The 6,528-nt window shown below is 48.5% G+C and carries 3 protein-coding genes; 2 read left to right on the top strand and 1 reads right to left on the bottom strand.

Annotated elements, in window-relative coordinates:
* Positions 1 to 72: 72 nt before the first annotated feature.
* On the bottom strand, positions 73 to 2,637 hold the full coding sequence (gene leuS, locus IQ235_RS15485) for a leucine--tRNA ligase (RefSeq protein WP_264322342.1): 2,565 nt from the start codon (positions 2,635 to 2,637) through the stop codon (positions 73 to 75).
* A 538-nt stretch (positions 2,638 to 3,175) separates the two neighbouring features.
* On the opposite strand from leuS, the gene IQ235_RS15480 reads away from it, so the two are divergent.
* Positions 3,176 to 3,853, top strand: coding sequence for a PEP-CTERM sorting domain-containing protein (locus IQ235_RS15480; RefSeq protein ID WP_264322341.1), 678 nt, complete (start codon positions 3,176 to 3,178; stop codon positions 3,851 to 3,853).
* An 891-nt stretch (positions 3,854 to 4,744) separates the two neighbouring features.
* On the top strand, positions 4,745 to 6,528 hold a 1,784-nt coding region (locus IQ235_RS15475), incomplete at its 3' end, for a filamentous hemagglutinin N-terminal domain-containing protein (RefSeq protein ID WP_264322340.1).

The raw sequence follows: 6,528 nt of genomic DNA, 5'->3' as shown, positions 1-6,528 counted from the left end.
GCGATCGAAGCCAAAGGGCAATTTCCGCACGGGGTGATGAAATTGCTCTTTCGCTTCGATTCAGCTTCTTCCTCAAACAACCACAAAATTCACCAACTTATTCGGCACGACGATCGCCTTTTTAATCTCCTTCCCGGCGATATATTTCTGTGCCCCCTCTGACTCCCGCGCGTACTCCTCCAAGGCGGTCTTATCCGCACTGGCCGGCACCTGAATCGTGCCGCGCGTTTTGCCCATTACCTGAATCACCAAGGTAATTTCATCCACCACCAACGCTTTTTCGTCCACAGGTGGCCAAGTTTGCAAGTGAATCGACTCCGTTTCGCCGATCCCGTGCCACAACTCCTCGGCAATGTGGGGGGCAAAAGGTGCGAGTAACTTAATTAGGGTTTCCACCCCTTCTGCATACACCCCTGAAGCTTTGCACTTGGCATCGTTAAGAGCATTACTCAGCTTCATCAACTCGGAAATTGCCGTATTAAACTGATAGTCCCCTTGCAAATCTTCCGAGACTTCCCGAATTGCCGTATGGATGGCACGGCGCAAGTCTTTCTCGTCCTTTGTCAATTTATCGGCATTGGCAGGGGAAGCATCGGCGTTGGCAAAATCCGCCACCAATCGCCACACCCGATTCAGGAAGCGGAACTGACCTTCCACATCCGCATCATCCCATTCCAAATCCTTTTCCGGCGGGGCTTTAAACAGAATAAACATCCGCGCCGTATCTGCCCCGTATTTCTCCAATACCGGCAGCGGATCGACCCCATTATATTTAGACTTGGACATCTTCTCGAAAAAGACACTCAACGGTTCCCCCGTTTCCGGATCGGTGGGATCCTCTGGATCGATGTCGCTGGGGGCGAAATATTGCCCCGTCGTCACGTTTTTGTACGTCGTCGCTTGTACCATCCCCTGGGTGAGGAGGCGGGCAAAGGGTTCGTCGTAGTTCAGCAAACCCCGATCGCGCAATACCTTGGTAAAGAAGCGAGAATACAGCAGGTGTAAAATCGCGTGTTCGATCCCCCCCACATACTGATCGACACTCATCCAATCGTTTGCCTTCGCCACCTCAAACACCCGGCGATCGTTATTGGCATCGGTATAGCGCAAGAAATACCACGACGAATCGATAAACGTATCCATCGTATCGGTTTCCCGCTTGGCTGGAGTCCCGCAACTGGGACAGGGAACGTTCACCCAATTCTCCAACCCAGCCAGGGGCGAACCTTTACCGGTGAACTCCACATCCTCGGGCAACTCCACCGGTAAATCCGCATCGGGAACCGGAACCGCGCCACAATCGGGGCAGTGAATCACCGGAATTGGCGCGCCCCAATACCGCTGGCGAGAAATCAACCAATCGCGCAAGCGATACTGGACTCGCCCTTTCCCCATCCCTTCGGCAGTGGCATAGTTGATAACGGCCTGTTTCCCTTCCGTCGAAGTTTTACCGTCGAACTGCCCGGAATTCACCATGATGCCGGGTTCGGTATACGCCTCTTCTAGGGGCTGGCTGCCATCTTTCCCTTCTGGGGCAATAACCACTTTTATTGGCAAATCGTTATCGCGGGCAAACCGGAAATCTCGCGTATCGTGGGCGGGAACCCCCATCACCGCGCCCGTCCCGTATTCGTACAATACGTAATCGGCAATCCAAATGGGAATCTCATCCCCGGTAAAGGGGTTAATTGCCATCCCCCCGGTGGGAATGCCCCGCTTGGGTTTGTCTTCGGCAGTGCGATCGAGTTCGCTTTGGTCTCCCACTTCTTTGACAAACGCTTCTACCTCGTCTTTTCTCTCGGCGGTGGTGACGCGAAAGGTGAGGGGATGTTCGGGGGCCAACACGACGTAGGTAACGCCGCAAACCGTATCGGGACGGGTGGTGAACACGCCAATTTTCTCATCGCTGCCTACATCGTTGCCCACGATCGGGAATTCTAAATACGCCCCGACGGATTTGCCGATCCAGTTGGACTGCATCAACTTGACCCGATCGGGCCATCCGGATAACTTATTGAGATCGTCGAGTAAGGCTTCGGCGTAGTCGGTAATTTTCAGGAACCACTGTTCGAGCAGTTTGCGTTCGACTTTCGCCCCAGAACGCCACGATCGCCCTTCATTATCGACCTGTTCGTTGGCGAGTACCGTTTGGTCGATGGGGTCCCAATTGACGGCGGATTCTTTCTGATAGGCAAGTCCGGCCTGGAAAAATTGCAAGAAAATCCACTGAGTCCACTTGTAGTAGTCTGGGGAACAGGTGGTGACTTCGCGATCCCAATCGATGGCAAATCCCAACTTTTGCAGTTGTTCGCGCATCTGGGCGATATTCTGGTACGTCCACTTCGCTGGGTGAATCCCCCGCGCGATCGCCGCATTTTCTGCCGGCAGTCCGAAGGCATCCCACCCCATCGGATGGAGTACGCGATATCCTTGCATCCGCTTCAGACGGGCGATCGCATCGGTAATCGTATAGTTGCGAACGTGACCCATGTGCAGGTTTCCCGAAGGGTACGGAAACATCGACAGGGCATAAAATTTAGGTCGATCGCCTTTTTGGGGAGTCCGGTCTAAACCAGACTCTGCCCAGGTTTGCTGCCATTTGGCTTCAACGGATGCGGGGGAATATCGAGACTCCACGAACACAACTCCCAATCGATCGAGACTCTATTAAGTGCAAAGCTATTGTGGCACATTCCCGATCGCTGTCTTAGCTTTCCCGACTATAGCGATCGATCGATGCTTGTATTATATTGTAATATAAATAAAAAGTATCAGTAAAGAAGCACTCCAGAAGTTCCCTTTGTCCATCGGTCTCTGCTATATTAATATCCACCGAGGGGTTAAACCCCTTACCTAGATTGTTAGTTTGCTTGAGATTTGCTCGAATCGCGAAGTCATAAACCATCGAGATCGAGTCTTCAGTTATCGGTAAAAATAGAACGAATTAAAGCCAATCCATGAAATAAATGGGTGCAATATAGTCTGTTCTTCACGCTCTCAATGTCATGACTTTGAATATGAAGATAACGGGTTATCGATCGTCGATTCTATCGATATGAAATTATAAATAACCGACAACTGACGGCAAAAGCAATCATTTTTTCAAAGAAATAAAATTAACGGCAACATCTCTCGGTCTTAAGGGTTTCAGGAACTTACACTAGGAAAAAGATCGATGTCATACCGTCAAAATTTTTTTGCCCGTCCCCTTTCTTGGGTAGCGACCACCGCCGCCATCGCCACCACTGTAGCAATGGTTCCCGTCGAGGCGATCGCGGCCACAATTTCTGCTACCGCTAGCGGCAGTTTTTCTCCAGGATTCGGTACATTTCCCGATCCGCTCGTCAATGGAGATTTTACCATTACCCCCCTTTCCAATGCACCCAGAGGTCGCGTAGGGAATGGGTCTGATGAAATTACGACCTGGGATTTTGACTTTACAAACGATCCGAGTTTTTCATCTTTTTCCACATCCGAAGACTTAACGTCTGCACTCTTAACTCTCACCCTTAGAAGTGGGTTTGATATTGCGTCAGATACTTTTAAAATTGTCGGACTTCCAGACATCGAAGATATCGATGTTTTTCAAAATCTAGGTCGTCGGGAGGTCGGAACGTTCACCTTCGATTTACTCGACTACTACACCAGCAACGACATTTTCGATGTCTTTTCAGGAAGTACGGCGGGCTTTATTCCCATGGAATATCGCGATGATGCAATTCTCTCTTTTGCCCAACTCGATTTGAGTATTGCCGAAGCAACATCAGCAACGGTTCCCGAACCCACCATGACTTTAGGTTTGCTCGCCATTGGAGTCGGTGGACTCTTCTCAAAGCGTTTACGTCAAGAATAAGATCTTTTCAAATCGGGACTTACACATAGATACTAAATAAGGTAGCCCCGAATCGATCGCGTTACACGCTAAAACATTCGATAGATATAGGCATTGAGTAAGTCTTCTCTGTTTCGATCTATTTCTGTATGGATCTGTATTTTTCCAGATTCGTACAGAATTTTAGCTTCTGTCTATATTTTATTTTTTTAAGATTCACTTAAGATCGACTGAACTGAAAAAAAATTTAATTTTTATTAAAACAATAGATTTAAACGGTGACATAGTACTTCTCTTTTGTAAGAATGTGAAAATGTCAAGGCGATCGTATTTTTATCGCATCATCACGACTTAAGTCTTATCAATTTGAGTTTTGCGATGGTTGTTATTTTATAAATCTCTTGCCATTTTTTATTAAGTTTATAGGCAATGGTAATTTTACATTATTAATAATATTCGATGAAAATAGTTTAAAGCTTTTCTATAGGCACCGACTTCAGCGAAGAGAAATCCCAATCGATTTGTTTGAGTTTTGTTTCCGTGTCTCTGTTAAATCGGAATGATTCTTTCCAATCGAAAAATGATTCGTCAGATATTTATCATTTTTTTATTTTTTCCGTATTTTTACTGAAACAGAGCCGTACTAATATTGTTGAGTTTGAGGAGGGCATTTTTTTATTTTTAGGATAAGTTGGAAGAAGAAGAGAAAAGACATATTTACTAGTGTCTCTCTCAAGATTCACGATCGGTCTTCTTAAATATTTAATAATTTCAACAAGTTTAAGACAAGATTAATAAATATTGAATTCAAATAGATAGAGCAGGCAAAAGATATTGACTCTATTTTATATTTCTTTAACTTCTAACTGTCTAATACATCGATTTGATGTTTAATTAAACGCAAATACCAAAATGTCATTAAATCTGTTGGCGACTCATCCCTCGATCGTCTCGTTTTGCCTACCCTTACTTCTAATCGCGATCGCCCCTGCGGCAACGTCTCAATCCATTACCCCCGAAGCCGACGGCACGGGAACGAACATCACAACAGATGGAAATCGCATCGATATTCATGGCGGACAACTCTCGGGCGATGGCGCTAATCTCTTTCACAGTTTCGAGGAATTCGGCGTCAGCGAAGGGCAAATTGCGAACTTCCTCTCGAACCCCAACATCGAGAATATCCTCGGTCGCGTCGTTGGCAAAGACGCGAGTTATATCAATGGTTTGCTGCAAGTCACCGGAGGGGATTCCAACCTCTTTTTAATTAACCCCGCCGGAATTGTTTTCGGGTCGAGTGCCAGCCTCAACGTCGGGGGCGACTTTACCGCCACCACGGCAACGGGGATTGGGTTGGGCGAGAATTGGTTGGATGTATTCGGGGAAAATTCCTGGTCGAGTTTGATGGGGAATCCCGATGCCTTTGCATTTGCCACCGCCAATCCTGGAAGTATCGTCAATGACGGGAATCTAGCGGTGAATTCCGGGCAGAACTTAGGGTTGTTTGGGGGAGTGGTAACCAATAGCGGAACCCTCAGCGCACCGGATGGAAACATTACCCTGATGGCGGTAGAGGGGGAAAGCTTGGTGCGTTTGAGTGCATCTGGGAACGTTCTGAGTTTGGATGTCGCCAGTGGAGAAGCCGGAATTGGAGAAGAGGATTTCACACCCCTATCTCTACCGCAATTGCTGGCGGGGGGAGAAGATTTAGGTCATGCCAGTCAAATCGCAGTGAATGGCGATGGAACGGTGAGTTTGGTGGGGTCTGATGTCAAAATCGACCCGGAAGCGGGAACGACGATTGCCAGTGGTGAGTTAACCGCAAATGGGGATGATTCGACGATTCAAGTATTGGGAAATCAAGTCGCCGTATTGGATGCCACCTTGGATGTGTCGGGTATTGAGGGTGGTGGAAATATTTTCATTGGGGGAGATTTCCAAGGTAGCGGGACGATTCCCAACGCCAGAGTCACGTTAGTCGATGGGAATACCAATATTTTCGCCGATGCCATGGAGAGTGGAGATGGCGGACGAGTGATTCTCTGGGCCGACGAAACGACAGCTTTTCTAGGCAACATCAGCGCCCGAGGCGGGGCTTTATCCACCAGCAATATTCTCTCTTCGAGTCCCCCCCTCTCCCCCTCCTCTTCCAATGGCGGCTTCGTAGAGGTATCGGGGAAGCAAAACCTCATTTTCGAGGGTTTAGTCGATGTAAGTGCGGCGAATGGCAGTTTGGGAACGCTGCTACTCGATCCGGCGAATATCACCATTTCCAGCGGTGCGAGTACGGCTGGGGTGGATGCCGCACTTCCCGATATCTTCGCAAACGACTTCGACGGACAGGATATTACCATCAACGCCGCGACTCTGGAAAATCAAACCGGAAACGTCATCCTCGAAGCGACGAATGATATTACCTTAGACACCTCTCTCTCCTTCAGTCCGGGGGGTGGTGCGATCGAGTTTACCGCCGACTCCGATCGCAACGATGTGGGCGCGTTCCTCGGTGCCGGACGGGGGATTCAGGCCGAATATCGGGATGTGACGATATCCGGGGCAAGTGTCGAAATTGGTTCGATCGATACGTCTTCGGATATGTCGTCTTTTAAAGCTGGCGGCGATATCACCCTCACGGCAACGAATGGGGATATTACGACGGGTTCCCTCAATAGCGACAGTTTCTATCTCAGCGGTGG

Origin of the sequence: Zarconia navalis LEGE 11467 (genome assembly GCF_015207075.1) — a bacterium.
Lineage (GTDB): Bacteria > Cyanobacteriota > Cyanobacteriia > Cyanobacteriales > Geitlerinemataceae > Zarconia > Zarconia navalis.
Note: the sequence above shows the minus strand (reverse complement) of the source record. Positions and strands in the feature narration are given on the sequence as shown.